This window comes from Actinomadura rubrisoli (assembly GCF_004349215.1).
Classification (GTDB): domain Bacteria; phylum Actinomycetota; class Actinomycetes; order Streptosporangiales; family Streptosporangiaceae; genus Spirillospora; species Spirillospora rubrisoli.
This window is the reverse complement of sequence record NZ_SMKU01000123.1, coordinates 1-24797: the sequence shown is the minus strand read 5'-3', so window position 1 is coordinate 24797 and position 24797 is coordinate 1. Positions and strand designations below refer to the sequence as shown.

Sequence of the window (24797 nt, the reverse complement as noted above, 5' to 3'; positions counted from 1 at the left end):
GGCAGCAGGGCGGGGCGGGCGGAGATGACCAGGGCGCCGGCCTTGTCGGCGTACACGGGGACGGCCAGCCGGTACCACTTGTCCTGACTGCGGGCGAGCACCGTCACGGTCGCGTTGCTGGCGTCGCGCGCGTCGACTCCGGCCACCTGGACGGACTGGACCTGGAGCTGGCCGACGCTGTTCCAGCCGAACTGCGGGTCGGCGTTGTCGGGCAGGAACGTGCGCAGCTGCGCCTCGCGGGCGGGGGCGTTCTTCTGGTCATAGTTGAGGTAGACGTTGGCGAACTGGAGCGCGAACGCGCCGGCGGCGCTGCTCGGGAACTGCGCGCTCTTGCCGGGCTTGGCCTCGCTGGAGGACGTGCCGTCGTCGGCGGTGAAGCGCTCGAACGGGGCACGGATGCCGTTGACGAGGATGACGAGGATGAGGGCCCAGAGGATGGCGCGGCCGACCCAGACCCACCAGCGGCCGCCGGAACCGCCCCAGCGGCCGCCCGCACGCGTGCGGCGTTTGCCCGAGCGCCCGCGGCGCCGGTCGAGGTCCGGCGTCTCCCACGGGTCGGCGGACGTGCCGAGCGCCCGGCCGGGCACCGCCGTCTCCTCGACCACGGCGGTGTCACGGCCGCGTCCCACGGCCGACCTGCGAGCCATCCTGCCTCCGCTCGCGCCTCGCCCCCGGTCGGCGCGGTCTGTTTGCTGGTCGTGTGCTGTGGCCTTTCGGAACCCACCACGGGCCCAGGGTAACCACGAGCGCCAATTGTTCCAGCGCATCGCGGCGAAGCACACCCCCGGCGCGCGGTTGTGGATAACGCAATCCACCTCAGCAGGAACAGGGAGCATTGCCAAACGGTGACGATCCCCTATCCGCACCTCCGAAGGGTGCGCGATGGGCGGTTCCAGACAAGCGTCCCGGATCGGGAGTTGCTTGCTTACCCGCCCGCCTTGCCGGCCGCAATCCGTCCCCGAAGGAAACCGTCATAGGGTCGACTAGGGGACATATAGCGACATAACTCCCAGCACACCGTTACTGACGTCCCACATGCAACACCTGTCATAGCGCTTGCACAAGCCCCCGAAACACCGCAGGCCCCACCGGAGGCGGGGCCTGGACAGGTCGGGGTGTCAGACGTTGAAGCGGAACTCCACGACGTCGCCGTCCTGCATGACGTAGTCCTTGCCCTCCATGCGGACCTTGCCCACGGTGCGGGCGGCCGCCATGGAGCCGGCCTCGGTGAGGTCGTCGTAGGAGACGATCTCGGCCTTGATGAAGCCGCGCTGGAAGTCGGTGTGGATGACGCCGGCGGCCTCGGGCGCGGTGGCGCCCTTGCGGATCGTCCAGGCCCGCGACTCCTTGGGGCCCGCCGTCAGGTACGTCTGGAGCCCGAGGGTGGCGAACCCGATCCGGACGAGCTGCGACAGGCCGGACTCCTCCTGACCCATGCTCTGCAGCAGTTCGAGCGCCTCGTCGTCGGGCAACTCGATCAGCTCGGCCTCGATCTTGGCGTCCAGGAAGATCGCCTCGGCGGGCGCGACGAGCTCGCGCAGCCGGGCGCGGACGGCCTCGTCCGTCAGCTCCTCCTCGTCCAGGTTGAAGACGTAGAGGAACGGCTTGGCGGTGAGCAGGTGCAGCTCGCGCAGCAGCTCCAGGTCGATGCCGGCCTTCTCGGCGCCCGCGAAGAGCGTGACGCCCTCGTCGAGGAGCTTCTGGGCCGCGTTGACCGCGTCGACGACGGCGAGCTTCTCCTTGTCCTTCCTGGTCCGGGCCTCCTTGTCGAGGCGGGGCAGCGCCTTCTCGATCGTCTGGAGGTCGGCCAGGATCAGCTCGGTGTTGATCGTCTCGATATCGCGGGACGGGGCCACGTCGCCGTCCACATGGGTGACGTCGGGGTCCACGAACGCCCGGATGACCTGGCAGATCGCGTTGGTCTCGCGGATGTTGGCGAGGAACTTGTTGCCGAGCCCCTGGCCCTCGGACGCGCCCTTGACGATGCCCGCGATGTCGACGAACTCCATCGTCGCGGGAATGATCTTCTGCGAGCCGAAGATCTCCGCCAGCCGGGCCAGCCGCGGGTCGGGCACCCCGACCACGCCGACGTTGGGCTCGATGGTCGCGAACGGGTAGTTGGCGGCCAGCGCGTCGTTCTTGGTCAGCGCGTTGAACAGGGTGGACTTGCCGACGTTGGGCAGCCCGACGATTCCGATGGAGAGGCTCACGGCCGCCAAGTTTATGGGCCCGGCGGGCCCACTCCAGACGACGGCCGGTGAACCTTTCCCCCGTGACCCCCGTGACTCCGCCCGGGAGGCCCGGCCGTTGGCGAACAGTGCGGCCAATTGTCCGGTCCGGGAGCCGTCCCGGCGCGTCGCGGTCGCGCTTCGCGGCTCCGCTGTCACGATGAACGGATGGACCTCGCGCTGTTCGCCGGCCTCCTCGTCGGCGCGGTCTTCGGCGCCGTCGCCGGGTATGCGCTCGCGACGAGCCGGCAGGGCTCGCTGATCGCGCGGGCCCGGGCGGCCGAGGAGAAGCTGGCCTACGCCGAGGAGCGGATGGCCGGGCACTTCGAGAACCTCTCGGCCAGGGCCTTGGACGCCAGCAACCAGCGCTTCCTGGAGCTGGCGGACGCCCGGCTCAAGGCGGCGGGGGTGGAGGCGGCGGGCGAACTGCAGCGGCGGCAGCAGGCCGTCGAGCACCTGGTCGCCCCGCTCAAGGAGACCCTGGCCAAGGTGGAGGAGCAGCTCCGCGAGGTCGAGACGGGCCGCCGCGAGTCCCATGCGATGCTCGCCAAGCAGGTCGACTTCGTCCGGCAGAGCTCCGACCAGCTGCGCCGGGAGACCCAGTCGCTCGTCCGGGCGCTGCAACGGCCGGAGGCGAGGGGACGGTGGGGCGAGCTGCAGCTCCGGCGTGTCGTGGAGCTGGCCGGGATGACGCACCATTGCGACTTCGACGAGCAGGCGAGCGCGGTGACGGTGGACGGCAGCGTGCGGCCCGACATGGTCGTCCGGCTGGCCGGCGGCAAGAACATCGTGATCGACTCGAAGGTCTCCCTCGCCGCGTACCTTCAGGCCGCCGAGAGCGGCGACCCCGTACGGCTGGACGCGCACGCCCGGCACCTGCGCGACCACGTGGACCGCCTCGCGGCCAAGGCGTACTGGCAGGCGTTCAGCCCCGCCCCGGAGTTCGTCGTGCTGTTCATCCCGGGCGAGGCGTTCCTGGCCCCCGCGCTCGACCGCGACCCGGCGCTGCTTGAGTACGCGATGCGGCGGCGGGTGCACATCGCCACCCCGACCACCCTCATCACGATGCTGCGGACGGCGTCGTACGCCTGGCAGCAGGCCGCCCTGTCCCGCAACGCCCGCGCGGTCTTCGAGCTCGGCAAGGAGCTGTACGAGCGGCTCGGCACGATGGGCCAGCACGTCGACGAGCTGGGCCGTGCGCTGACGGGCGCCATCAAGTCCTACAACCGGACGGTGGGCTCGCTGGAGACGCGGGTGCTCGTCAGTGCGCGGCGGCTGAACGAGCTGGGTCTCGTAGAGGAGTCCCTGGACGGCCCCCAGCCGGTAGAGGAAAGTCCCCGCGCGCTCTCTGCGGCGGAGTTGACCACGCATGAGCTTCCCAAGGAGACCGATCTCCCCCAGTACCCCGACGTCCCCGCGCCCAGTAGCACCCCTTTCGGCAAGGAGCCCTTCGCCGTCCCTCCGGACGACGACCGCGACGGTGAAGACGGCCGCTCCGGCGACGATGACCGTTCCGGCGACGGAGGACGGCTCCGTCCGGATCCGTCCGGAGAACCGGTAGGTTTCGGCGAATGGGCCATCCCTGATCCGGTTGACCGGCGAGAGAGGTGGCAATGAGCAGATCGACGGTCCGCGACGCGCCGGACGGTGCCTCGCCGTCCCCTGGGGGTCCAGTGCGACGTCAGCGCGGTGCTTCTCCCTCTCGGGCCCGGACGCGTTCGGCCGCCTCGCCGGCGGCGACCGTCACGCTCACCGGGCGCGGCGGGATCGTCGTCATGTTCGGCACCGGGCTGGTGTGCGCCCTGCTGTCGCGGTGGTTCGGCGTGCCGCTGCTCGCCGGCGGGGGCTTCGCGATCGGCTGCGTGCTGGCCGCGTTCGCGACCCGTCCCAGCGACCTGCTCACGCTCGTCGTCAGCCCGCCGCTGGTGTTCTTCACCGCGACGTTCGCGGCCGTGTTCGTCACCACGCTCGGGGAGGGCTCGCTTCTGCGCGGCCTGACCGTCGGGGTGCTGACCGCGCTGGCGGCCACCGCGCCGTGGCTGTTCTTCGGCACGCTGCTGGTGCTGGTCATCACCCTGTTCCGCGGGCTTCCCGCGAACGTGCGGGAGCTGCGCGGCAAGCTCGTCGGCGTGCGGCTGTTCGAGAAGGACGAGGCCGAGAACCCCGTCCGGTGGGACGAGTCGCCCTCGTCCGGCCAGGACCGCCGCCTCCACCACGGCGAGGTCGACTGACGCGCCGCCACCCGAAAGGGCGTCAGACCGGGGTGATGCGGAGGTCCTTGCGCAGCTCGTGCGGAAGCGCGAACCGCATGCTCTCCCTGACCGACTCGATCTCCTCCGCCTCGCCGAAGCCGCGCTCGGACAGCCAGGCCAGGACGCCCTGCACCAGCTCGTCCGGGACGGACGCGCCGCTGGTGACGCCGACGGTGGTGACGCCCTCCAGCCAGGCCGGGTCGATCTGGTCGGCGTAGTCGACCAGATAGGACGCGGCCGCGCCGTGCTCCTTGGCGACCTCGACCAGCCGGACCGAGTTCGAGGAGTTGGTCGAGCCGACCACGATGACCAGCTGGGACAGCGCCGCCATCTCCTTGACCGCCGTCTGGCGGTTCTGGGTGGCATAGCAGATGTCGTCGGACGGGGGGTCCATCAGCTTGGGGAACCGCTCGCGCAGCTTCTCGACCGTGGCGACCGTCTCGTCCACCGACAGGGTGGTCTGGGACAGCCACGCCACCTTCTCGGGGTCGCGGACGGTCACGTTGGCGACGTCGCCCGGGCCGTCCACGAGGTGGATGTGGTCGGGGGCCTCACCGGTGGTGCCGACGACCTCCTCGTGCCCCTCGTGGCCGATCAGCAGGATGTCGTAGTCCTGCGCGGCGAACCGCACGGCCTCCTTGTGGACCTTGGTCACCAGCGGGCACGTCGCGTCGATGGTGCGCAGGTCGAGGCCCCTGGCCTCCTCGTGCACGACCGGGGCGACGCCGTGGGCGGAGAACACCACGATCGAGCCCGGGGGGACCTCCTCCGTCTCGTCCACGAAGACCGCGCCCCGCTCCTCCAGCGTCCTGACGACGTGGACGTTGTGGACGATCTGCTTGCGGACGTAGATCGGCGCCCCGTACTTCTCCAGGGCGATCTCGACCGTCTCGACGGCGCGGTCGACGCCCGCGCAGTAACCACGCGGCTTGGCGAGCAGGACACGGCGCTGGCTGTTGGCGGTCATGGCTCTATCGTACGAGCCGCCCCACGCGTCCCGTACAGCGCGGCAAGCGCGCCACAAACCCTGCCCGGCAAGGCACAAAGCTCAGGTGAAGCCCGCTGTGTGACCCACTCCACCCCGCTTTTGGACAGAAATCCATTAACCCGGGGTGACCGCAATCGCACCCATGGGGCAAAGTGAGGTGGACGACAGGGACGGCAGGAAGAGGAAACCACGATGACGAAATCGCCACGCCGCCTCAAACAGCAGGTCCAGGACACGGTGGGCGAACAGGTGCGCGACCTCCCGCTGCACGCCGTCCGGCTGGCCATGTTCGGCGTGGGCCGGGCGCTGCTGCTCAGCGACCGGGTCACCAGGGACTACAAGGAGATCACCGAGGGCGGCGGCGTGAAGCCCGTGATCGGCCGTCTCCGCGCCGACGTGCAGGACACCGCCGAGAAGGTCGTCGGACGCGTCGTGGAACGGGTCCGTGGCGAGGAGCCCGAGCCGGCGCCCAGGGTGACCAGGCCGGCGGCCGAGCGGGGGTCCGCGGGTCAGAAGGCCGGCGAGATCGCGATCGGCAAGCCCGCCGGGCACACCGCGCCGGTGGCCAAGCCCGCTCCGAAGCCCGAGGCCGACGAGCCCAAGCCGGAGCCCCAGGCCCAGGCCAAGCCCGCTCCGAAGCCGGTGCCCGAACCGAGCCCCGCCGAGCCCGAAACGGCCGCGGACCAGGGGCCGTTCGAGCCGAAGCCCGAGGTGAAGCCCGCCGCGCAGGCCGAGGCCGAGAAGGCGGCGAAGGATCTGCCGGTGCCCAACTACGACGAAGCCACGCTGCCGCAGCTGCGCGCGCGCCTGCGCGGCCTGTCCGCCGACCAGGTGAAGCTGCTGCGCGAGTACGAGCGCAAGCACGCGGCCCGCCCCGACGTCCTCAGAATGTACGAGAACCGCATCGCCAAACTGAACGGGCTTCACTGACTCGCCCGTCAGGCCGGGACGGCGGCGTCCTGGAAGGTGTGGTCGATGTCGACCCGCTCCAGCGTGTTCAGGTGGCGGCGGCGCACCATAAGGATGCCGATGGCGACGGCGCAGCAGGCCGCGCCCACGATGTACGGCAGGTTCCGGTTGACCTCTTCGGCCAGCTTGGTCGCGATGTAGGGCGCGAGGGTGGCGAGCCCCAGCTGGAACACGATCAGCAGGGCCAGCCCCAGGTGCATGACCCGGACCGTCCCGATCCGCCGCTGCAGGGCGGACGCGCCGAACACCGAGGCCAGCGCCACCAGGACGCCCCAGCCGAAGAACACCAGGCCGATGCCGTGCGCGCTCATCCCGAGGACGAACGGGGTGAAGGCCAGGATGGTGAAGAACGCGTAGTTGTAGAACAGCGCGGTGAACGCGGTGGTGAACAGCCCACCGTGCCCGAGGGCCCGGATCGGGGCGCTCAGCCGCGTCTTCTCCGCCGGCTTCGGCGGGGCCTTGAGCAGCGTGGCGATGAGCAGGAACCCGATCGCCATCAGCAGCGCGGTGCCGAAGAACGGGAACCGCCAGTTCATGTCGCCGAGCAGGGCGCCGACGAGCGGGCCGAGGGAGATGCCGAGGCCGAGCGCGGCGAACACCACGACCAGGGCCAGCCCGATCATCAGGGTCCGCCTGCCGCCGATGCGGCTGGACACCCAGCCGGTGATCAGCATCGCCACGGCGGTGATCAGGAAGTACCGACAGCGGCTGCCTCAGGATCCCGCCGCTGGTCGCGGGGGGTGTGGCGTGCATGGGGCCTTCCTCTCAGGCGATCAGGGAGAGGCCAGGAGCTTGTCGAGGGCGGGGAGCGCGGCGGCGACCGTCGCGCGCTCCTCGTCCGTCAGCCCCGCGAACCGCTCCGCCAGGAAGCCGATCCGCCGCTCCCGGCCGGCGTCCAGCAGCCCGCGCCCGTGCCCGGTGAGCCGCACGGTGACGACGCGGGCGTCCGAGCCGTCCCGGCCGCGCTCGACGAGGCCGTCGCGCTCCAGCCGGTTGATCTGCGCGGTCATGGTCGGGAGCCGGACGCCGTGCTCGGCGGCCAGCTCGGTCATCCGGCGCGGGCCGTGCTCCAGGGAGCCGAGCACCGACAGCTGCTGGCTGGTGATCGGCTGGTCGGCGCTCTCCCGGCGCAGCATCAGCACGACGCGGCGAAGGCGCCGGTTGAACTGCTCGGCCAACTCCCGCTCGGTGAAGGCGGTCACGGTTGCCCTCCTCAAATTACTTAGCCAGTCTAACTTAGTGAAGCTAACCGAATCGATCACACCCCGCGAGGGACGCCGTAGGCTTCCGGCATGGCGATGGAGACCACGGCCGAATCCCCCGTCCCGGTGCGGACCGTCCTGCAGGCGGTGGGCGGCTGGATCGCCCGGCTGGGCCGCATCTGGGTCGAGGGCCAGATCACCGACCTCAACGCCCGCGGCGGGACGGTCTACATGACGCTGCGCGACCCCGTGGCGAACATGTCGGTCCGGGTCGTCGGGCCCCGCGCGGTGTTCGAGGCGGCGGGCCCGGCGGTGACCGACGGCGCCCGCATCGTCGTCCACGCCAAGCCCGACTTCTGGATCAACCGCGGGACGTTCTCGCTGAGCGCCCTGGAGATCCGCCCGGTCGGCGTCGGCGAGCTGCTGGCCCGGCTGGAGCGGCTCAAGCAGGTGCTGGCCTCCGAGGGCCTGTTCCGCCCCGAGCGCAAGCGCCCGCTCCCGTTCCTGCCGGGCGGGATCGGGCTGATCTGCGGACGCGACTCCGACGCCGAGCACGACGTGCTGCAGAACGCACGGCGCCGCTGGCCGGCCGTGGCGTTCCAGGTCGAGAACACCGCCGTGCAGGGCACGTACGCGGTCGGCGAGGTGATGGAGGCGCTGCGCAAGCTCGACGCCGATCCCGGGATCGATGTGATCATCATCGCGCGGGGCGGCGGCGCGATGGAAGACCTGCTGCCGTTCTCGGACGAGGCGCTGGTCAGAGCGGTCGCCGCGGCCCGCACCCCGGTGGTCAGCGCGATCGGGCACGAGCAGGACAGCCCCCTGCTCGACCTGGTCGCCGACGTGCGCGCGTCCACCCCGACCGACGCGGCGAAGAGGGCCGTCCCGGACGTGCGGGAGCAGCTCCAGCTCGTCCGGCAGCTCCGCGACCGGGGCCGCCGGTGCCTGGCGGGCGGCGTGGAGCGCGAGCTGGCGTGGCTGAAGGGCGTCCGCTCCCGTCCCGCGCTGGCCGACCCCGTCCGGGAGGTGGAGCGGCAGTCCGAGCGGGTCCTGGCCCTGCGCGACCGTGCGCGCCGCTGCCTGTCGGGCGCCCTGGACCGGGCCGGAGACGAACTGTCGCACACCCGCGCCCGGCTCCTGGCCCTCTCCCCCGCCGCGACGCTGGAGCGGGGCTACGCGATCGTGCAACGCGAGGACGAGTCGGTCGTCCGGGAGTCCGCGGCCGTCAAGGACGGCGAACGCCTCCTGCTCAGGCTCGCCGAGGGCCGCCTGGGCGTGACCGTGGCGGACCACGAGGGATCTTGAGAGCCGGGACGCCGGGGGCGTCCCGGGATGAGAGGGTGGGCCGGGTGGCCGAAGAGAAGCTGTCGTACGAGCAGGCACGGGACGAGCTGACCGACGTGGTCAAGAAGCTGGAGGCCGGCGGCCTGACGCTGGAGGAGTCCCTCACCCTGTGGGAACGGGGCGAACGCCTAGCCGCGATCTGCGAAGACTGGCTAGAAGGCGCCCGCGCCCGCCTGGCCGCCGCCATGGCCCAACCAGAAGAAGACAACACAAACGCCCAAACCCCCTTCTGACCGCGCAGCAAGCCCCAAGCAAGCCGAAGCGATGCCAGCGATCACCGCATTGCCCGTTGGCGGAGGGCGTGCTAGCGCCTGGCGCTGAGGACATTGCAGTAGGTGGGCGGTAGTTGCCTCAGCCGTCGACAACCTCAACGTTGCGATCGCGTGCGAAGCCAGGTTCGAGCGAAGCAAGAACCTGATCGCGCAGCGAGCCGCTAGGCGAGACGAAGCGATGCAGCGATCGCCGTAGTGCCCGCCGAAGGAAGGCGTGCAACGCCTGACGCCAAGGGCACTACAATTTACACCGCTATATCGAAGTTGATCGCGCTGTAGGCGCGGAGCTTGTTGAGCTGGTGCTCGCTGGAGATGGTCCGGATCGTCCCGCTGCGGGAGCGCATGACGAGGGAGTGGGTGACGGCGGTGCCCTTGCTGTAGCGGACGCCGTCCACGAGTTCCCCGTCGGTGATGCCGGTCGCGGCGAAGAAGACGTTGTCGGAGGTCACCAGGTCGTCGGTCGTCAGGACCCGGCCGAGTTCGTGTCCGGCGTCGACGGCCTTGCGGCGCTCGGCGTCGTCCTGGGGCCAGAGGCGGCCCTGGATCACTCCGCCCAGCGCCTTGATCGCGCAGGCCGCGATGATGCCCTCCGGGGTTCCGCCGATGCCGAGCAGCAGGTCGACGCCGGTGCCCGCGCGGGCCGCCATGATCGCGCCGGCGACGTCGCCGTCGAGGATGAACTTGATCCGCGCGCCCGCCTCGCGGACCTCCTTGGCGATGCCCTCGTGCCGCGGACGGTCCAGTATGCAGACGGTCACGTCGTGCGGGGACGAGCCCTTGGCGCGCGCGATGGCGCGGATGTTGTCGGCGATCGGACGCTCGATGTCGACGACGTCGGCCGCCTCGGGGCCGGTGACCAGCTTCTCCATGTAGAACACCGCGGAGGGGTCGAACATCGACCCGCGCGGCGCCACCGACAGCACCGCGACCGCGTTGTTCATGCCGAGGGCGGTGAGCCGGGTGCCGTCCACCGGGTCCACCGCCACGTCGCACTCGGCGCCCCCGCCGTCCCCGACCTCCTCGCCGTTGTAGAGCATGGGGGCGTTGTCCTTCTCGCCCTCGCCGATCACCACCACGCCGCGCATGGAGACGGTGTTGATCAGCTGGCGCATGGCGTTCACGGCGGCCCCGTCCGCGCCGTTCTTGTCCCCGCGCCCGACCCAGCGCGCGGCGGCCATGGCGGCCGCCTCGGTCACCCGGACCAGTTCCATCGCCAGGTTGCGGTCGGGCGCCGCGGGCTCGGTGGCGAGCGGGGAGGAGACGGTGGTTTCGTCGGTCATGGCGGGGCAGCCCCTTCGGTCGGTGGTGACACGGATTCTCTGCGGACCGGACGCCGGGCCACAAATTGGACCAGACCAGAGCCGGTGGGCGAGGAACGCCGGGCACCATGGCGGAGACCGGATTTGACGGTCACCCGGGCAAGGGATCGTTTCCCCCGGGGAAGAGGGCGTAATCTCAAGCCTCATGAGCAGCGACATCGACGTCTCGTCCGGCGGGGTGACACGGAACGGCGGCACGCGGGCCGCCGACGTACCCGCGCGGACCTCTGACCGCGGGGCCGCCACGCGCGGCGCACTGCTGGCCGCGGCGAGGGACGTCTTCTGCGAGTCCGGCTTCGCCCAGGCCGCGGTGACCGACATCGTCGCCAAGGCGGGTGCCAGCGTCGGCAGCCTGTACCACCACTTCAACGGCAAGGCCGATCTGTACCTGACCCTGTTCGAGGAGTTCCAGGCCGGGCAACAGGAGCGTACCCGCGAGGCGATCAACAAGGTGCGGGAGGCGGGCGAGACCGACCCGATGCGGCAGTTCATCGCCGGCGCGGGCGCCTACCTCAGCGGCTGCCTGGAGGAGCGGGACGTGTCCCGCCTGTTCATCTCCGGCGACGGCCCTCCGGGGTTCGACCGCGTCATGCGGCAGCGGCTGAACACGTGGGCGCGCCGCAACGCCGCGCTGTTCCACACGGCCGACGGCGGTGTGGACGAGGCCCTGGTCATGGTGCTGACCGGTGCGATGGCGGGCGCGGTGGCGGAGATCTCGCTGATGGACGACGAGGGCGCCGCGAGCAACCTCGCCGACGAGGTCATGGCCATCGTGGGCACGATCAGGAACCCCCGTACGGACCAGACCTGACCGTGCGGGATCCTGGAGGGGTGACGGACAAGACCCCTGCCCCCGCCCAGGAGGCCAAGGAGAACGCGCCCGGTGCCGCGCCGGAGGCCGAATCCGGTACGGCGTCCGAGCCCGAGGCCACGCCCGGGCCGGCGCCCGCGCCCGAGTCGGCGCCGGTGTCCGAGTCGGCGCCGGTGCCCGAGTCGGCGCCGGTGTCCGAGGGCATGCCCGCCGAAGGCGAGCCCGCGGAGGCCGGTGAGCCCGCCGGGGCGGCTCAGGCGGGTGCGCCCGCGGCCATTCCGGTGAGCCCGGCGGTGCACAAGCGGCTGACCACGGGCCTTGGTGGCTTCACCATGGCGATGGGCGCGTGCCTGCTTCTGGTGCTGGCGATCTTCCTCATCACGCCGCGCAACAACGAGGAGATCCTGCCGACCGTCGACTACAGCTCGCAGCTGTGGGCCATGCGCAACGAGGCGCCGTTCACCGCGTACGCGCCGGAGGGGCTTCCGCCGGGCTGGCGGCCCACCAGTTCGCGGTTGACCGGCCTGGACGCGGGCGGTAAGAAGCCCGTCGCCTGGCACCTGGGGTTCGTGACGCCCGGCGACGAGTACGCGGCGCTGGAGCAGAGCAACGAGAGGGCGGCCGAGTTCATCCGCCGCATGACGAGCAGCAGCACGCCGCTCGGAACCCAGCAGGTCGGCGGCATCACCTGGAACAAGTCCTTCCGCAAGGACAAGAAGGCGAACTCCCTGACGCGGACGCTCCCGGACGGCACGACCCTGGTGGTGACCGGAACGGCGACCCACGAGGAGCTGGCGGTGCTGGCCGCCTCGCTCAAGCCGCAGCCCAAGCAGGGCGCGGGCCTGTCCCCCTCCGCGTCCCCGACCCCCGGCTCCTGAGCCTGAGCCCGGCCCGGCTCACCGGCCCGGCCGAGGCCGGAAGCGGTCGCGCAGCCGGCGCTTCGGGGAGCGGGCCCGCACCGACGCGAAGATCAGCGTGCCGCCGATCTCGATGGTCGGCCCCTTGGGGGCGGGACGGGTCCGCACCCCGCGGGTGCTGAGGATGGTGCGGCCCGTGATGTCCACCCGGACGCCCTCGGGGACGAGCAGCCGGACCCGGCCGCCGAGCACCAGCGAGTCGATCACGATGTGGCTGCGCTGCAGGATGGCCTCGCGCAGGTCCAGTTCGACCGTTCCGAAGAGCGCGAGCAGCGGCAGCTTCACGGGCACGACCCAGCGGCCGCCACGGCGGGTGCGTCCGCACAGGACCCACACCGGACGGTCGTCCACCAGGATGGGCTGGGCCCCCTCGGGACCGAGGTCGCCGGTGAGGCCGGTCAGCTCCCCCAGTGTGCGGGCGGCGTAGGCGCGGTCAGCGCGCTCGGAGTGCTCCTCCACGGTCAGCCGGCCGTCCACGAGGGCCTCGCTGAGCAGGGCGACGACGCGTTCGCGGTCGGCGTCGGACGCGCGGAGATCGCGGACGCGCGTCGGCTGTTCGGTGGCCGGGCGACGGGGGATGTCCACACCTAGAGATTAGCGGTAGGGCGACGAGGTCCTGAGGGGAAAATCATTGGGGTTCTGAGAGCGGCCGTACCTAGAGTGACGGCATGACGGTGCAACGGATCCGGACCGCGTCCGCGCAGGACAGCGGCGGTGTCGCGGCGGCGGTCAGCCTCCGCGGCGTCGTCAAACGCTTCGGCGGCTTCACCGCGGTGGACGGGCTGGACCTGGAGGTGCCCGCCGGGAGCTGCCTGGGGCTCCTGGGCCCGAACGGCGCCGGGAAGTCGACCACGATGAAGATGCTGACCGCGCAGGCGCTGGCGGACGAGGGCACCATCACCGTGCTGGGCTTCTCCGTGCCCCGCGAGTCCAAGCGCGCGCGGGCCGCCATGGGGGTCGTCCCGCAGCAGGACAATCTGGACGAGGAGCTGACCGCCCGGGAGAACCTGGAGATCTTCGCTCACCTGTACCGGGTTCCGCGCCGGTCGCGGCGCCAGGCCGTGGACGACGCGCTCGCCCTCGCGCACCTGACCGAGCGGCAGCTGGTCAAGGTCGACGACCTGTCCGGGGGCATGCGGCGCAGGCTGCTGATCGCCCGCGGGCTGGTGCACCGCCCGGCCCTCGTCCTGCTGGACGAGCCGACCGTCGGCCTCGACCCGCAGGTGCGGGCGGAGCTGTGGGGTCTGATCGACGGGCTGCGCGCCGGGGGCACCACCGTGCTGATGTCCACGCACTACATCGAGGAGGCCGAGCGCCTGGCCGACGAGTGCGCGCTCATGTCGCACGGCCGCGTGATCGCGCAGGGATCGCCGGCCCGGCTGGTCGCCGAGCACGCGGGCAAGCTGGTCGTGGAGCACTACGGCCCGCCCGACCGGCTGTTGGACGTGGAGCGGGTGGCCCACGGCGCCGGGTTGCCCACGCGCCGGACCGGCCCGTCGGTGTCGGTGCTGAAGGCCGAGACCATCCCGCCGTCCGTGGACGAGGAGCTCGGCCCTGACGGCGTGCGCCGGGCGGCCAGCCTTGAGGACGTGTTCGTGGTGCTCACCGGGGAGCGTGTGGAATGACCGTCCAGGCGGAGACCGTCCAGGCCGAGCGGGCCCCGCGGCTCCGGCGGTTCGAGCTGGCGCCGGTGCGGGGCATCTGGCGGCACGAGCTGGCCCTTTACAAGCGCTACTGGAAGTCCCAGTCGTTCGCCTCGATGGTGGAGCCGACGTTCTTCCTGCTCGCGTTCGGCTACGGGTTCGGCTCGATGGTCGCGGCGATCGGCGACTACCGCTACCTCGACTTCGTCGCGACGGGCGTGGTGGGGACGGCGGCGCTGTTCACCTCGGTGTTCCCGGGGATGTTCAACGGCTACATCCGGCGCGTCTTCCAGCACACCTACGACGCGATGCTGGCCGCTCCGGTGGACGTCCACGAGCTGGTGACGGCGGAGGCGCTGTGGATCGCGGCCAAGTCGTCGGTGTACGCGTGCACGCCGCTGGTGGTGGCGCTGTTCTTCGGATTGGATCCCTCGTTCGGGATGCTGCTGGTGCCGTTCATCGTGTTCTTCACGGCGCTCGGGTTCGGGCTGTTCGGGATGTGGACGTCCTCGGTCGTCCCGTCGATCAACTCGTTCGACTACGTGATCACCGGCGTGGTCACGCCGCTGTTCCTGATCGCGGGGACGTTCTTCCCGGTCGGCACACTGCCCGGCTGGGCGCGGCACGCGGCGCAGGCCAACCCGCTGTACCACTGCGTGGAGCTGGTCAGGCACGCCGTCTTCGGCGTCCGCCCGCTGGCCGACCTCGGCCATCTGGGCGCCCTGATCCTGTTCGACGCGCTGGCGTGGCTCATCGCGGTCCGCGGCATGCGCCGCCGCCTCATCGGCTGACCGGCGGGCGTCCCGGTTCGGCCGATTGACCTGGGACGTCTCCGGTCCTACTCTGACGCGAATCTTCTTCACGTTGCGCAGCTCAGAGAGGCCGGGCCGCACATGAGCCAGGGCACCACGACGCGGGACCGCCGGGCCCGCGTCTCCGCCTACGCGGCGTTCGCCGTGCAGGGGCTGTGCTTCGCCTCGCTCGTGACTCAGGTCCCGCAGATGCAGAAGGCCCACCATCTCAGCGACGCCACGCTCTCCCTGGTGCTGCTGATGGTCCCGCTCATCGCGGGCGTGGGCAGCGTCGTGTCCGGCGCGCTGTTCCAGCGCCTCGGCAGCGGCCCGGTGCTGCGGGCGTCCCAGCCCGCGGTCGCCCTCACGATCGTGCTGATCGGCCTGACCGGCGACAACGACCTGGCCCTGTACGGGGCGGTCGCGCTGTTCGGCCTGTTCGTCGGCGCGGTGGACGCCTCGATGAACGCGCAGGCGATCGCGGTCGAGCGCCGCTACGGGGTCAGCCTGATCACCGGCTTCTACGCCGTCTGGAGCGTCGCCGGGATCCTGGGCGGGCTCTGGGCCTCGCTGGCCAACAGGCTGGACCTGTCGCTGCTCACCGGCTTCGCGATCGCCGCCGCCGTCGGCATCGCCGCCTCGCTCGCCACCGGGCACGGGCTGTACCGGCGCGAGGAGGAGGGCGACGGGCCGACCGCCGAGGAGCTCAAGGCCGCCGGACGCAGCGTCCCGTGGCGGCCCATCCTGGTCGTGGGCGCGGCGATGGCCGTGGCCTACCTCGCCGACTCGGCCATCTCCAGCTACGGCGCGAAGTACCTGGACGACGAGCTGGCCAGCAGCGACTGGGTCGCGCCGCTCGGGTACGTGGCGTACCAGGTCGCGATGGTGATCAGCCGGGCCGTCGCCGACCTCGCCGTGCGGCGCTCGGGGCCCGTCCAGGTGGTGCGGCTCGGCGGGCTGGTCGGCATCGCCGGAATGGCGGGCGTGGTCGCGGCGCCGAACGCTGCCCTCGCCATCGCCGCGTTCGCGGTGGCCGGGCTGGGCCTCAGCGTGATCGCCCCGGTGTCGTTCTCCGCCGCCGGACGGGTCGACCCGACCGGCCTCGGCGTGGCCGTGGCCCGGGTCAACATCTTCAACTACGTCGGGTTCGTCCTCGGGGCCGCCGTGGTCGGGGCCATCGCGCCGGTCAGCGACGACCACGGGCTGCGCCTGGCGTTCATCGTCCCGGCCGCGCTGATCCTGGTCGTGTTCGCGACGGCGAAGGGCTTCGACCCCGAACCGGTCGAGGGCGCCCGCCCCGACGCGCCGGCGATGGAACGCCCCACCGCCTGACGACCGGCCCGTCCACGCCCGTCACGGCAGGGCCGGGACATCGCAGGGCCGGGACATCGCAGGACCGGGACATCGCAGGACCGGGACATCGCAGGACCGGGACATCGCAGGTCCTGGTCATGGTCGAGCCCCCGGTTCCGCGACGGGCGGGTGCGGTCTGCGGGGGCTCGCCGAAGTAACTCCTCGAAACCGTCAGGCGTCCTCCAGGGCGACGACGGCGCGTTCGCCCTCGACCTGTGCCTCCTCCGGCGTCAGGTCGGTCAGCGCCCGGCTCAGCGCGACCTCGGCGGCGTCGGCCGCGGCCCGCAGGGTCACGGCGTGCTCCTGCGCGCGCTCAAGGTCGCCAAGGCCGACGCAGTCGAAGGCCACCTGGGCGTCGTGGCCGGCCATTTTCAGCTGCCGCGCGGCCTCTTCCAGACTCATCCATACCTCCTACACCGGGGACCGTTGTCCTACCCCCGGACACCGTGGGTAACCGCCCGCCCCAGCAGCTCCGCCGCCTTGAGCAGCCGGGCCTCGCCGTGCTTGGCGTACCCCAGGACGAGCGCGGGCGGCGCGCTCCCGGCGCGCCTGGACGACCACAGGGGCCGGGCGCCGGCGACCGACACCCCGGCCTGCTCGGCGCGGCCCACGACCTCGTCCTCGTCGCATCCGCCGGGAAGCTCCACGTACAGGTGGATGCCCGCTGAGACGCCTTGAACCACCGCGCCGGGAATGTGGGCGCGCAGGGCGCCGGCCAGTGCGTCGCGCCGTGCCCGGTACTTGCGCCGCATGGTGCGCAGATGCCGGTCGTACACGCCGCCGCGGATGAACTCGGCGAGCGTGTACTGGTCCAGGACGGGCGCGCCCAGGTCGGTGTAGCCGCGGTGCAGGCGCAGGCGCTCGGCCACGGCGGGCGGCGCCACCGCCCAGCCGAGCCGCAGCGCCGGCGCCAGGGACTTGCTCACCGAGCCGAGCAGCACCACCCGGTCGGGGTCGACGCCCTGGAGGCAGCCCACCGGCTCGCGGTCGTAGCGGAACTCGGCGTCGTAGTCGTCCTCCAGGACCAGCCCGCCCACGTCCCGCGCCCAGGCGATCAGCTCGGCGCGGCGGGATGCCGACAGGACCACCCCGGTCGGGTACTGGTGCGCGGGCGTGACGAGGACCGCGCGCGCGCCGGAACGGGCCAGCGCCTCAACGCTCACGCCGTCGCAGTCCACCGGGACGTGGACGACGCGGACGCCGGAGGCCGCGATCATCGGCAGCTGCCGGGCGCTGGTCGGGTCCTCCACCGCGAGCGCCGTGTGCCCGTCGGCCCGCAGCAGCCGGAGCAGCGCCGACAGCCCGTGCGCCACCCCGTTCATGATCACCACGCGGGACGGGTCGGCGTGCGCCGCGCGGACCCGCGACAGGTACCCGGCCAGCTCGGCGCGCAGGGCGGGTACGCCGGCCGGGTCGGGGTAGGTGAGCGCCTCGTTCGGCAGGGTGCGCAGGGCCGTCCGCGCCGCCGCGAGCCAGCGGTCGCGCGGGAACGACGACAGGTCGGGATGGCCCGGCCACAGGTCGTAGGCGTAGGTCGGGTCCGCGGCCGCGCAGGGGAAGGGGGGATCCTGCCGGGCCGGCGGTGCCGCGGCCGGGGACGGGGGGTCGTCGGGACGGGCGAGCGGCGCGATGCGGGTCCCGTCGCCCCGCCGGGCCACCAGGAAGCCCTCGGCGGTGAGCTGCTCGTAGGCGGCGACGACGACGCCCCGCGAGACGTCCAGGTCGCGCGCCAGGTCGCGGCTCGACGGAAGCCGGGTCCCCGCTGTCAGCCGGCCGGATCGCACGCCGGCGCGGAAGCCCGCGGCGATCTGCGCCGAGAGCCGCCCGGCGGCCCTGTCGAGGGGGAGATGAAGGTCGGTCACACCAGTTCAGCGTCCAGGGGGACGGCGCGTGTCACGGATGCCTCATTGGTCCAGGTTACAGCGATCCCATTGGTCCTGTTTCGGGGACCAAAGGCGCCCTAGCGTGACATTCCATGATCCTGCACTCCGCCCGCCGCGGGACGCTCGGCGCCGGGACCGCGATGTTCCTCGTCGGCTCGCTGACCGCGGTGTCCGCGACGATCGCCGGCTATCCCGTCTTCGGCGGCCAGGCCGCCCGCTACGCGGTGGCCGCGCTGATCCTGCTCGTCGTCGCCCGCTTCGCCGGCGGTCCCGCCCGCCGGCCCACGCCGCGGGACTGGCTCCTCCTGGCTGCGCTGGCGTCGACGGGCCTCGTCGCGTTCAACGTGTGCATCGTCGCGGCCACCCGGGACACGAGCCCGGCCACCATCGGCACCGTCATCGCGACGGTCCCGATCGTCCTGGCGCTGATCGGGCCTCTGATGGAGCGGCGCCGCCCGGCTCCGGCCGTGGTGGTGGCGGCGTGCGTGGTGGCGGCCGGGGCGGCGCTGGCGAACGGCCTGGGCGGCGGCAGCCCGCGCGGCCTGCTGCTCTCGCTCGGCGCGCTCGGCGGCGAGGTGTGCTTCTCGCTGCTGGCCGTCCCGCTGCTGCCGAGGCTCGGGCCGCTGCGCGTGTCGGCGTACTCGGCCGCGCTGGCGACCCCGATGCTCCTGGCCGTCGGCCTGGCGACGGACGGCACCGGGGTCGTGCGGACGCCGACCGGCACCGAGCTCGCCGGGCTCGCCTACCTGTCGGTGGTCGTGACCACGGTCGCGTTCCTGCTCTGGTACGACGCGCTCGGACGGCTCGGGGCCGACCGGGCGGGCCTGTTCGCGGGCGTGATCCCGGTCAGCGCCGTGCTCACGACGGTGGCGCTCGGCATCGAGCGGCCGGGTCCGGCCGATCTGGCCGGGGCGGCCCTGGTCGCGGCGGGCGTGGTCGTCGGCCTCCGCGCCCGCCCGGCGCCGCGCCCCGAGTCCGCGCCCGCCCACGCCCAGGCGCCCGCCCACGCGCCCGCACACGCCTCAACGCCCGCGCATGCCGAAGGCGGGTGCTGAGGCGCGCGGCTCCGGGGCTGGTCGTACCCTATAGGGCGGCCCCATCGGAATCGCGCGAGGATCTGCCTGAGATGCCTGACTTCTCCTACACCGACCTGCTGCCGCTCGGACCGGACGAGACCGACTACCGGCTCCTCACCTCGGACGGGGTGTCGACGTTCGAGGCCGGCGGACGGACGTTCCTGGAGGTCGAGCCGGAGGCGCTGCGGCTGCTCACCGAGACGGCGATGCGGGACATCTCGCACCTGCTGCGCCCCGCGCACCTGGCGCAGCTCCGCCGGATCCTGGACGACCCGGAGGCTTCGCCGAACGACCGGTTCGTGGCGCTGGACCTGCTGAAGAACGCGGGCATCGCGTCCGGCGGTGTCCTGCCCATGTGCCAGGACACCGGCACCGCGATCGTCATGGGCAAGCGCGGGCAGCACGTCCTCACAGACGGGCGCGACGAGGAGCACATCTCGCGCGGCGTGTACGACGCCTACACCAAGCTGAACCTGCGCTACTCGCAGATGGCGCCGGTCACGATGTGGGACGAGAAGAACACCGGCACCAACCTGCCCGCGCAGGTCGAGCTGTACGCGGCGCCCGGCGGCGCCTACAAGTTCCTCTTCATGGCCAAGGGCGGGGGCAGCGCGAACAAGTCGTTCCTCTTCCAGGAGACCAAGGCCGTCCTGAACCCCAAGCGGATGATGGCGTTCCTGGAGGAGAAGATCCGCTCGCTGGGCACCGCGGCCTGCCCGCCGTACCACCTGGCGATCGTGGTGGGCGGCACGTCCGCCGAGTACGCGCTGAAGACCGCCAAGTACGCCTCGGCGCACTACCTGGACACGATGCCGGTCGAGGGCTCCCCGCTGGGGCACGGCTTCCGCGACGTGGAGCTGGAGTTGCGGGTGTTCGAGCTGACCCAGCGGCTCGGCATCGGCGCGCAGTTCGGCGGCAAGTACTTCTGCCACGACGTGCGGGTGATCCGGCTGCCGCGGCACGGCGCGTCCTGCCCGGTGGCCATCGCGGTGTCGTGCAGCGCCGACCGGCAGGCCCTCGCCAAGATCACGGCCGAGGGCGTGTTCCTGGAGCGGCTGGAGGCCGACCCCGCGCGGTACCTGCCCGAGACGACCGACGAGCACCTGGACGAGGGCGTTGTAGAGAACGGGGCGGGCGGGGGGAGTGTGGTGAGAATCGACTTGAACCGTCCGATGGACGAGATCCGCGCGGAGCTGACCAAGTACCCGGTGAAGACGCGGCTGTCGCTGACCGGCCCGCTCGTCGTCGCCCGCGACATCGCGCACGCGAAGATCAAGGAGCGGCTGGACGCGGGCGAGCCGATGCCGCGGTACATGCGCGACCACGCCGTCTACTACGCGGGGCCCGCCAAGACGCCGGAGGGCTACGCGTCCGGTTCGTTCGGCCCGACCACCGCCGGACGGATGGACTCCTACGTCGAGCAGTTCCAGGCCGCGGGCGGCTCGCTCGTCATGCTCGCCAAGGGGAACCGGTCGAAGCAGGTCACCGACGCCTGCAACGCGCACGGCGGGTTCTACCTCGGCTCGATCGGCGGTCCCGCCGCGCGGCTCGCCCAGGACTGCATCAAGAAGGTGGAGGTCCTGGAGTACGCCGAGCTCGGCATGGAGGCGGTCTGGAGGATCGAGGTCGAGGACTTCCCCGCGTTCGTCGTCGTGGACGACAAGGGCGGAGACTTCTTCGCCGACACGACCGGTCCCGTCCTGACGATCGGCCGCCGCTGACAACACTCCCCGGAAGTGGATGAAACTCTCACCCCGAGGGGCATTGCGGACAGTCGTTCTGCGGGGATGCGTGGTGCCCAGAGCATCCTTTCTCGGGCGATAACGCCAGGTAGGTCACATTATTGGACCTAAATCCAAGTTGGTCCTATGGTCTCCCCGATGACCGCGCTGCCACTCCGGTATCTTTTCCGCCATGTCTCAGTCAGAGCGCCTCGTGCTCGCGACGCGCTACCGGCTGGTCTCGGAGATTGGCCAGGGTGCCAACGGCACCGTGTGGAGAGGGCATGACGAACTCCTCGATCGCGCGGTGGCGATCAAGGAGCTGCGGCTCCCCGGGGACCTCTCCGAGGACGACCGGGTGGTCTTCTACCGCCGTACCCTCCGTGAGGCGCGCGCGCCCGCCCAGCTGCGCACGCACTCCATCGTCGAGGTGTACGACGTGGTCATCGAACAGGGCCGTCCCTGGATCGTGATGGAGATGATCGAGGCGCCGAGCCTCGAACAGCTCATCGAACGCTCGGGACCGCTCCCGCCCGACCGCGTCGCGCACATCGGCCGCCGGCTGCTGGACGCCCTCAACACCGCGCACAGGGCCGGGATCGTGCACCGCGACCTCAAGCCGAGCAACGTGCTGCTGGACGGCGACCGCGTCGTGCTGACCGACTTCGGGCTGGCGTTCTCCACGGGCTCGGCCAGCCTCACCAAGACGGGCCACTTCATGGGCTCGCCCGCGTACGTGGCGCCCGAGGTCGCCGCCGGGGAGAAGGCCACGCCCCGGTCCGACCTGTGGTCGCTCGGCGCGACGCTGTACGCCGCCCTGGAGGGGCGCCCGCCCTTCGAGCGCCACAACGTGATGGCGACGCTGAGCGCGCTGGCCAACGAGTCCACGCCCGCCCCGCAGAACGCGGGCGTCCTCGGGCCCGTGATCACCGGGCTGCTGGAGAAGAACCCCACCCGCCGCCTCAGCCACGCCCGCGCGGTCGACCGGCTGGAGCGCGCCATGGCCGGGCCCCGGTCCGGACGCCGCGCGCCGACCCCCCGCTACCGGATGATGGCCGTGATCGCGCTGATCGGCGCGACCGTCGCGTCCTGCGGGATCGGCGCCACCGCCCTCATCGTCGGGATGATGAAGGAGAGCCCCGGCGCCTCCCCCACCTCGCCGACGTCCCGGCCGCCGGGCAACCCGGCGCGGGGCGCGCCACCGCCCGGCGTCGCGACGAGCACGTTCGCGGTGCGCGCCCGCACCGCGACCTGCAAGATCTTCGTGTCGGTGCCCGGCAACGCCATGACCGTGCTCGCCGACGAGACGCTCCCCCAGGGCGACGCGCGCAAGTACGACCAGCCGCGCATCAACGCGGTCGTCTACGACTCGTCCGCCTGCGACGTCTGGGTGAACGGGCAGCAGAAGCCCCAGGGCAAGCCGGGCGAGCGCCAGACCTACACGCTCAACAGGTCCACCGGAGGCTGAACCGGGCCGTCCCGGGAATGCGCGGGCCACCCGCCGAGCTGCCACCGATGGCGGCGGAGATAGATTCGTTCCGGAGGTGGCATTCCATGACCGAGCAGGAGTTCCGGGTCGAGCACGACTCCATGGGCGAGGTCCGGGTCCCGGCCGCGGCCAGGTGGCGGGCGCAGACCCAGCGGGCGGTGGAGAACTTCCCCATCTCGGGACGGACGCTGGAGGCCGCGCACATCGCCGCGCTGGGCCAGATCAAGGCCGCCGCCGCGACCGTGAACGCCGAGCTGGGCGTCCTCGACAAGGAGATCGCGAACGCCGTCCGGGAGGCGGCCGCCGAGGTGGCGGCGGGCCGGTGGAACGACCAGTTCCCGATCGACGTCTTCCAGACCGGGTCCGGCACGTCCTCCAACATGAACGCCAACGAGGTCGTCGCGACGCTCGCGCAGGAGCGGCTCGGACGCCCCGTGCACCCCAACGACCACGTGAACGCCTCGCAGTCGTCCAACGACGTGTTCCCGTCCTCGATCCACATCGCCGCGACCGGGGCCGTCGTGAACGAACTGATCCCCGCGCTGCGCCACCTGGAGGGCGCGCTCGGACGGAAGGCCGGCGAGTTCGCCACCGTGGTGAAGTCGGGCCGCACCCACCTGATGGACGCCACGCCGGTGACGCTGGGCCAGGAGTTCGGCGGGTACGCCGCGCAGGTCCGGTACGGCGTCGAGCGGCTGGAGGCCGTCCTGCCGCGGCTGGCCGAGCTGCCGCTGGGCGGGACGGCCGTCGGCACCGGCATCAACACGCCGGAGGGCTTCGGCGGCCGCGTCATCGCGGAGATCGCGCGGGTCACCGGCCTGCCGCTGACGGAGGCGCGCGACCACTTCGAGGCGCAGGGCGCGCGGGACGGGCTGGTGGAGGCGAGCGGCGCGCTCCGCACGATCGCGGTCGGCCTCAACAAGATCGCCAACGATCTGCGCTGGATGGGCTCGGGCCCGCGCGCCGGGCTCGCCGAGATCCGCCTGCCCGACCTGCAGCCCGGCTCCTCGATCATGCCGGGGAAGGTCAACCCGGTGATCCCCGAGGCGGTGGCACAGGTCGCGGCGCAGGTCATCGGCAACGACGCGGCGATCGCGTTCGGCGGCGCGTCCGGCAGCTTCGAGCTGAACGTCATGCTGCCGATGCTGGCCCGCAACGTGCTGGAGTCGATCACCCTGCTCGCGAACGTCTCCCGGCTGCTCGCGGACCGCTGCGTGGACGGCATCGAGGCCGACGAGGAGCGGATGCGCGAGTACGCCGAGTCCTCCCCGTCGATCGTGACGCCCCTCAACCGCTACATCGGCTACGAGGAGGCGGCGAAGGTCGCCAAGCAGGCCCTCAAGGAGCGCCGGACCATCCGCGAGGTCGTCCTGGAACGCGGGTACGTGGACGACGGCAAGCTGACCGTCGAGCAGCTGGACGCGGCCCTGGACGTCCTGGGCATGACCAACGCCTCGCGCACCTGAGACCCGCTCCCGTGGCGGTGGCGCCTCAGGAGACGTCCGCCGTCCCTCCAGGAACCCCGCCTCGGGTCGGCGCCTGAGAGCGGCCCCAGGCGGCACAGGGGCTTCCGCAGCGGTACGGCAGAAGGGACGAGCCGGAGCCCGTCCCTTCGCCGTGCGTCTTCGCCGTCCTAGCGGTCCTAGTAGCCGGTCCTTAGTACCAGCCGACCGACTGGGAGTGCTGCCAGGCGGCGCAGGGGGTCTTGTAGCGGCCCTTGATGTAGCCGAGTCCCCACTTGATCTGCGTACGGGCGCTGTTCCGCCAGTCGGGTCCGGCACTGGACATCTTGGAGCCGGGCAGCGCCTGCGGGATGCCGTACGCGCCGGACGGGTTGGCGGCGTGGGTGTTCCAGTGGCTCTCCTTGTTCCACAGGTTCACCAGGCAGCCGAACTGGCCGGAGCCGCTGAAGCCGTAGCTCGGCATCATCGACTTGGCGAGCTGCTGCGCCTCGCCCGCCGGGACCGGATCGCCGGACGGGCCACCACCGCCGCCGGTGCCGCCACTGCCGCCGCCCTTGTCGTCCTCGGGCTTCTTGGTGGGGATCGGACGGCCCTTGGGCTGCAGGGACGGCGCCTTCCCGTCCTCGCCGCGCACCGCGCGGGAGGCGCGGTCGAGCGCCTGCTTGCGCCGCTGCTCCTCCATGACCTTGGGGTCGACCTTGGGCTGCGCGGCGGCGTCCGCGAGCGGCTTGGAGGCCACGGTGGCCTTCTCGCCGTCGCCGGAGCCGCCGGTCAGCGCGAGGGCGCCGACCGCGCCGCCGCCGACCACGACGGCCGCGCCCGCGACGATCGCGGCGATCCGGATGCCGTTGCGCCGCCCCGTGCCGCCGGAGGACCCGCCGGGGCGGGGCGCCGCGCCGGGCGTCCGGGGGCCGGAGACGAGCTCGTCCTGGACGGGCCCGGGTCCGGGCATGCCGGTGCGCGGCGGCTCGGCGACGGCGTTGAAGCCCAGGGTGTCCCCCGCGGGCGCGGGCGGCGGCACACGCCGGCCGCCGGCGACCTTCACGTCGTCCTCGTGGGTGGCGGGGATCGGGGGC

The 24797-nt window shown here is 72.1% G+C and carries 24 protein-coding genes; 14 read left to right on the top strand and 10 right to left on the bottom strand.

The genetic code is table 11. The annotated features are described in order from the left end of the window. Nucleotides 1-647: conjugal transfer protein (locus tag E1298_RS22605; RefSeq protein WP_131896405.1), on the bottom strand; the 647-nt coding region annotated here is incomplete at its 3' end. Between the two features lie 471 nt (nucleotides 648-1118). Then, a complete protein-coding gene (gene ychF, locus E1298_RS22600; protein WP_131896403.1) occupies nucleotides 1119-2210 on the bottom strand; it encodes a redox-regulated ATPase YchF in 1092 nt (363 codons plus the stop codon). Nucleotides 2211-2396: 186 nt separating this feature from the next. On the opposite strand from ychF, the gene E1298_RS22595 reads away from it, so the two are divergent. Continuing rightward, complete coding sequence (locus E1298_RS22595; protein ID WP_131896401.1) at nucleotides 2397-3845, top strand: DNA recombination protein RmuC; 1449 nt, start codon at nucleotides 2397-2399, stop codon at nucleotides 3843-3845. Beyond that, nucleotides 3842-4459: a DUF6542 domain-containing protein gene (locus E1298_RS22590; RefSeq protein ID WP_243725739.1), complete on the top strand. Its 618-nt coding sequence runs from the start codon at nucleotides 3842-3844 to the stop codon at nucleotides 4457-4459. The genes E1298_RS22595 and E1298_RS22590 overlap by 4 nt, the downstream gene beginning before the upstream one ends. Nucleotides 4460-4481: 22 nt before the next feature. Here E1298_RS22590 and E1298_RS22585 read toward each other — a convergent pair whose 3' ends face one another. Continuing rightward, nucleotides 4482-5447 carry a 4-hydroxy-3-methylbut-2-enyl diphosphate reductase gene (locus E1298_RS22585; protein ID WP_131896399.1) on the bottom strand — a complete coding sequence of 322 codons (966 nt, stop codon included), beginning with the start codon at nucleotides 5445-5447 and terminating at the stop codon, nucleotides 4482-4484. Between the two features lie 213 nt (nucleotides 5448-5660). Between E1298_RS22585 and E1298_RS48310 the strand changes: the two genes are divergently transcribed. Then, nucleotides 5661-6398 carry a DUF8129 domain-containing protein gene (locus E1298_RS48310; RefSeq protein ID WP_165975607.1) on the top strand — a complete coding sequence of 246 codons (738 nt, stop codon included), beginning with the start codon at nucleotides 5661-5663 and terminating at the stop codon, nucleotides 6396-6398. Nucleotides 6399-6406: 8 nt separating this feature from the next. On the opposite strand, the gene E1298_RS22575 is transcribed toward E1298_RS48310, so the two are convergent. Together E1298_RS22575 and E1298_RS22570 are read right to left on the bottom strand one after the other, a co-directional pair. Continuing rightward, nucleotides 6407-7111 (bottom strand): MFS transporter, encoded by a 705-nt coding sequence (locus E1298_RS22575; protein ID WP_131896411.1) that lies wholly within the window; start codon nucleotides 7109-7111, stop codon nucleotides 6407-6409. 99 nt (nucleotides 7112-7210) lie between these two features. Continuing rightward, nucleotides 7211-7639 carry a MarR family winged helix-turn-helix transcriptional regulator gene (locus E1298_RS22570; protein ID WP_243725738.1) on the bottom strand — a complete coding sequence of 143 codons (429 nt, stop codon included), beginning with the start codon at nucleotides 7637-7639 and terminating at the stop codon, nucleotides 7211-7213. Between the two features lie 90 nt (nucleotides 7640-7729). Between E1298_RS22570 and xseA the strand changes: the two genes are divergently transcribed. Both xseA and E1298_RS22560 read left to right on the top strand, forming a co-directional pair. Next, nucleotides 7730-8944 (top strand): exodeoxyribonuclease VII large subunit, encoded by a 1215-nt coding sequence (gene xseA / locus E1298_RS22565; RefSeq protein ID WP_131896397.1) that lies wholly within the window; start codon nucleotides 7730-7732, stop codon nucleotides 8942-8944. A 44-nt stretch (nucleotides 8945-8988) separates the two neighbouring features. Next, complete coding sequence (locus tag E1298_RS22560) at nucleotides 8989-9216, top strand: exodeoxyribonuclease VII small subunit (RefSeq protein ID WP_131896395.1); 228 nt, start codon at nucleotides 8989-8991, stop codon at nucleotides 9214-9216. Between the two features lie 284 nt (nucleotides 9217-9500). On the opposite strand, the gene glpX is transcribed toward E1298_RS22560, so the two are convergent. Further along, a complete protein-coding gene (glpX, locus tag E1298_RS22555) occupies nucleotides 9501-10535 on the bottom strand; it encodes a class II fructose-bisphosphatase (RefSeq protein ID WP_131896393.1) in 1035 nt (344 codons plus the stop codon). Between the two features lie 184 nt (nucleotides 10536-10719). On the opposite strand from glpX, the gene E1298_RS22550 reads away from it, so the two are divergent. Both E1298_RS22550 and E1298_RS22545 read left to right on the top strand, forming a co-directional pair. Next, nucleotides 10720-11385 (top strand): TetR/AcrR family transcriptional regulator, encoded by a 666-nt coding sequence (locus tag E1298_RS22550; protein WP_131896391.1) that lies wholly within the window; start codon nucleotides 10720-10722, stop codon nucleotides 11383-11385. A 20-nt stretch (nucleotides 11386-11405) separates the two neighbouring features. Beyond that, nucleotides 11406-12263, top strand: a complete 858-nt coding sequence (locus E1298_RS22545) for a DUF4245 domain-containing protein (protein ID WP_243725737.1) — start codon at nucleotides 11406-11408, stop codon at nucleotides 12261-12263. Between the two features lie 18 nt (nucleotides 12264-12281). Here E1298_RS22545 and E1298_RS22540 read toward each other — a convergent pair whose 3' ends face one another. Next, nucleotides 12282-12887 (bottom strand): DUF1707 SHOCT-like domain-containing protein, encoded by a 606-nt coding sequence (locus E1298_RS22540; protein WP_131896389.1) that lies wholly within the window; start codon nucleotides 12885-12887, stop codon nucleotides 12282-12284. Between the two features lie 83 nt (nucleotides 12888-12970). On the opposite strand from E1298_RS22540, the gene E1298_RS22535 reads away from it, so the two are divergent. The 3 genes from E1298_RS22535 (at nucleotide 12971) to E1298_RS22525 (ending at nucleotide 16068) form a co-directional block, all read left to right on the top strand. Next, on the top strand, nucleotides 12971-13927 hold the full coding sequence (locus E1298_RS22535; protein ID WP_131896387.1) for an ABC transporter ATP-binding protein: 957 nt from the start codon (nucleotides 12971-12973) through the stop codon (nucleotides 13925-13927). Continuing rightward, nucleotides 13924-14736 carry an ABC transporter permease gene (locus tag E1298_RS22530; RefSeq protein ID WP_131896385.1) on the top strand — a complete coding sequence of 271 codons (813 nt, stop codon included), beginning with the start codon at nucleotides 13924-13926 and terminating at the stop codon, nucleotides 14734-14736. Before E1298_RS22535 ends, E1298_RS22530 begins: the two co-directional genes overlap by 4 nt. Before the next feature lie 102 nt (nucleotides 14737-14838). Beyond that, nucleotides 14839-16068: an MFS transporter gene (locus E1298_RS22525; protein ID WP_131896383.1), complete on the top strand. Its 1230-nt coding sequence runs from the start codon at nucleotides 14839-14841 to the stop codon at nucleotides 16066-16068. 192 nt (nucleotides 16069-16260) lie between these two features. Here the strand turns inward: E1298_RS22525 and E1298_RS22520 are convergent, their stop codons facing one another. Together E1298_RS22520 and pdxR are read right to left on the bottom strand one after the other, a co-directional pair. Beyond that, nucleotides 16261-16491, bottom strand: a complete 231-nt coding sequence (locus tag E1298_RS22520) for a hypothetical protein (protein ID WP_131896381.1) — start codon at nucleotides 16489-16491, stop codon at nucleotides 16261-16263. Nucleotides 16492-16520: 29 nt separating this feature from the next. Next, the gene (gene pdxR, locus E1298_RS22515; RefSeq protein ID WP_131896379.1) at nucleotides 16521-17951 is read right to left on the bottom strand and encodes a MocR-like pyridoxine biosynthesis transcription factor PdxR; all 1431 of its coding nucleotides are present in this window, start codon (nucleotides 17949-17951) and stop codon (nucleotides 16521-16523) included. Nucleotides 17952-18064: 113 nt separating this feature from the next. On the opposite strand from pdxR, the gene E1298_RS22510 reads away from it, so the two are divergent. The 4 genes from E1298_RS22510 (at nucleotide 18065) to E1298_RS22495 (ending at nucleotide 23724) form a co-directional block, all read left to right on the top strand. Next, on the top strand, nucleotides 18065-19027 hold the full coding sequence (locus tag E1298_RS22510; protein WP_131896377.1) for a DMT family transporter: 963 nt from the start codon (nucleotides 18065-18067) through the stop codon (nucleotides 19025-19027). Nucleotides 19028-19098: 71 nt separating this feature from the next. Further along, nucleotides 19099-20769: a fumarate hydratase gene (locus tag E1298_RS22505; protein WP_131896375.1), complete on the top strand. Its 1671-nt coding sequence runs from the start codon at nucleotides 19099-19101 to the stop codon at nucleotides 20767-20769. Between the two features lie 193 nt (nucleotides 20770-20962). Next, a complete protein-coding gene (locus E1298_RS22500; protein WP_131896373.1) occupies nucleotides 20963-22237 on the top strand; it encodes a serine/threonine-protein kinase in 1275 nt (424 codons plus the stop codon). An 86-nt stretch (nucleotides 22238-22323) separates the two neighbouring features. Further along, a complete protein-coding gene (locus E1298_RS22495; RefSeq protein ID WP_131896371.1) occupies nucleotides 22324-23724 on the top strand; it encodes a class II fumarate hydratase in 1401 nt (466 codons plus the stop codon). Nucleotides 23725-23914: 190 nt separating this feature from the next. Here E1298_RS22495 and E1298_RS49610 read toward each other — a convergent pair. Further along, the coding region (locus tag E1298_RS49610) for an aggregation-promoting factor C-terminal-like domain-containing protein (protein ID WP_207944778.1) at nucleotides 23915-24797 on the bottom strand (883 nt) is incomplete at its 5' end.